A 3,226-nucleotide genomic window follows, 5' to 3' on the forward strand; every position below is an offset into this window, starting at 1 on the left:
GTTTCTTGAAAATGTAGCTATCAGTAAGTATCCCTACATGCCTGATTTCAATGATCTTTCCAAGACCGGCAACGGACGGGCCATTGTTACTCGTAAAAATCTGGAGATCGCCAGTAATGATCTCCGGGGCAATAAAATTGACTATATAATTATTTTAACCCGTAACCCACTGGCAAATGTCATCTGTAAGCTGACTCTGGAACAGGCCACGATGCAGTTTATTTACGGGGAATCTATAGAGAGCACCGGCGGGGATCCCGAACAGGCAGGAAAATTTAAGAGGGTCTTCTTTCTTGACCCGTTTGTAACCGGTGATCGCCTCGAACATGCTATGATTTTTTACGATATCCTCAAGCAGAATAACATAAAATGCTATCTTGCAAATACCGGAACGATCGGCGAGCCTGAACAAAAGGTTTCGCTCCGGCAGTCACTGTCCGCTTATAATGACCTCCTCCGCGGACAGCTCCGCTTCAGCGTTGAACCTGATCATTTAGGTTACCATTATCCGATAAAGTGTGACCGCGCCAATATGGATCTTATGAATGCCTACAATCTTATTGATGACAAGACACTACTCGAGAAGAAGGTCATAGATTTCCTCAAAGGGCGTCAGCAGTTTCTGGAAGAATTTGAAGAGAAATACGGCAGGATTCCTGAATATATCCGGGAGTCATTGCCTTATAAGTATAAAAAACCCCCTCCCGTGGAAAGGGTGGAGGCTGAGTAATAGAAACCTTTTTCTTGACTTATAACTGTTTTTTTGTATAGTTTGAAATCGATGGATGTGAGGAAGAGGGGTGAGAAGCCCCCGCTGCCCCGCAGCCGTAATGGGAACGAAAGCCCAAACGACAGTGATTAGTGATCGGTGAATAGCAAAACCGTCACACACTAACACTGGCCACTGGAGTAAGTAGTTGTCTTTTGACCACTCAACACCGGTTACTGACAACTGCATTTCTGGGAAGGCGGGTGAGTAGGTAGCCCTGAGCCGGAAGACCGATCCATCAGAAACTTCCTCGAGGGAGGAGTACCATGACAAAACACTCCTATTATAACCTTTCTGATATTTACTCCTTACCTCAGCGAAGTTTCGAATTGTATCCGGCAGCAAACGGTGGTTTACCTCAGGCGGACCACCTTACGGGATTGTGGGAATCCTCTGTCATTCTGAATTTATTTCAGAATCTAATGAGATCCTGAATCAAGTTCAGGATGACAATAAATCCAAAGCCCATTGCCTGCAAGGCGGGCCCGTGGGAAACAACCCGGTCGGGAAAATGCTTTGAGTATTGAAGAGCCTTTTTCGCACAACGATAGAAGGAGAAAAATGACCTATAAAGTTGTAACGTTTCCAAGAGTGATTAAAATCTGCATTCTGTTACTGGTTGTTTTTCTTGCTGTTGTGGTTGTGTCGATGCTCGTGGGAACAGCCAGAATTGGTATAATTACCGGACTTAAAGGGCTTTTGTACGGCTGGTATGAAGGGTGCTCCGTATTAACACCATCGGAGAAAACCATCATTTTTTCCATCCGTTTTCCGCGAATCATATTTGCCGGCATTGTCGGCGCATCCCTTTCCACTGCCGGTGTTGTATTCCAGGCCCTTCTTCGGAACCCCCTGGCAGATCCATATATACTCGGGATTTCCGGTGGTTCAGCTGTCGGGGCAATCACGGGTATGATCATCGGTGCCAGCGTTGTCCCATTCGGCATAACAGGTCTGGCATTCTTAGGTGCCGTTCTGACCGTTATTCTCGTCTTTGGAATTGCTAAAACGGGGCGTGAACTCCAGTCCAACACACTCCTTTTGGCCGGAGTCATCGTGAATGCTTTTTTTGCCGCCATTATAATGTTTTTAATCTCTACCAGCAGAAATGCACAACTTCACAATATCATGTTCTGGCTTATGGGGGATCTCAGTCTTTCCACCAGCGCAGAGATAATCCTCACAGGTTTCTTTTCGATTACAGGATTTATAGCCATTTACATATATTCAAGGCCGATGAATCTGATTGTGACCGGGGAAGAAACGGCGATGCAATTAGGCGTCAATGTGGAAAGAACAAAAAAGATACTCTTTCTTGTCGCATCTCTTGTCACCGGAGTAGCGGTGTCGGTCAGCGGAATCATCGGGTTTGTCGGTCTGATTATCCCGCACATCATGAGGATGATGCTCGGTTCCGACCACAGGCTTTTGCTGCCGGCGTCTTTTCTTTTTGGTGCATCTTTTCTTGCTATTGCTGACACCATAGCAAGGACAGTAATTTCTCCCACCGAATTGCCGGTGGGGGTTATTACCGCTCTATGCGGTGCCCCATATTTCATATATCTCTTACGGAGGAGGGCTGTCTGACCCATGCCGATTGTCCAGTTAAAAAAAGTGGGATTCCGATATGCGAAGGAATGGGTTCTTAAAGATGTCTCTTTTCAGATCAGCGAAGGGGAGTTTTTAGGGATAATAGGACCAAATGGTTCCGGCAAGACAACACTCCTTAAAATTATAGACAGGATACTTATGCCTCAGGAAGGAGAAGTATCTATCAACGGCGCTAATATCAATGAAATGAAAAGAGATGCACTTGCCAGGCTGATCGCCGTAGTCCCTCAGGACTCCCCCATAACATTTTCCTTTAGCGTAAAGGAGATAGTTTTAATGGGCAGGGCACCCCATTTAGGAAGACTGAGATTCGAAGGGAAGAAAGATTATGAAATAGCTCATAGGGCAATGGAGGTAACCGACACCCTCTCATTCGCTGATAGAAGCATCAATGAACTCTCCGGGGGTGAAAGGCAAAGGATACTTATAGCCCGGGCACTGGCACAACAGCCGCAGATTATACTTCTCGATGAATCTACGGCCTTTCTCGATATCAAACATCAGATAGATTTTTTTAATTTGATAAAAACTTTGAACAGGAAAGAGGGGATGACTGTTGTTTCCGTAACCCACGATATAAATCTGGCATCACTTTACTGTGACAGAATGATACTTCTTAACGCAGGGAATATCCACTGCATGGGTACTCCGGACGAGGTGATTACAGAATCCAATATAAAGGAGGTCTATGAAGCAGATGTCCTCGTTGACGAAAATCCATTAACGGGACAACCGAGAGTGACTTTATTGAGTTCACAGTAATCCCCTCTAACTCCCCTTTAGAAAAGGGGAGGACTGGTTGTTTCCCCCTTTATAGAAGGGGAGGACAGGTTCTTTCCACCTTTT

Annotated in this window: 3 protein-coding genes and 1 riboswitch; all 3 genes read left to right on the top strand. The window is 45.5% G+C overall.

The genetic code is table 11. The annotated features are described in order from the left end of the window. The coding region (locus Q7J27_10885) for a phosphoenolpyruvate carboxykinase (ATP) (protein MDO9529648.1) at positions 1 to 730 on the top strand (730 nt) is incomplete at its 5' end. Between the two features lie 35 nt (positions 731 to 765). Further along, positions 766 to 1,024, top strand: a riboswitch (cobalamin riboswitch). A 306-nt stretch (positions 1,025 to 1,330) separates the two neighbouring features. Then, positions 1,331 to 2,356, top strand: coding sequence for an iron chelate uptake ABC transporter family permease subunit (locus Q7J27_10890; protein ID MDO9529649.1), 1,026 nt, complete (start codon positions 1,331 to 1,333; stop codon positions 2,354 to 2,356). A gap of 3 nt (positions 2,357 to 2,359) precedes the next feature. Further along, positions 2,360 to 3,142 carry an ABC transporter ATP-binding protein gene (locus tag Q7J27_10895; GenBank protein ID MDO9529650.1) on the top strand — a complete coding sequence of 261 codons (783 nt, stop codon included), beginning with the start codon at positions 2,360 to 2,362 and terminating at the stop codon, positions 3,140 to 3,142. Positions 3,143 to 3,226: the final 84 nt, after the last annotated feature.

The sequence above is a fragment of the Syntrophales bacterium genome, assembly GCA_030655775.1.
Lineage (GTDB): Bacteria > Desulfobacterota > Syntrophia > Syntrophales > JADFWA01 > JAUSPI01.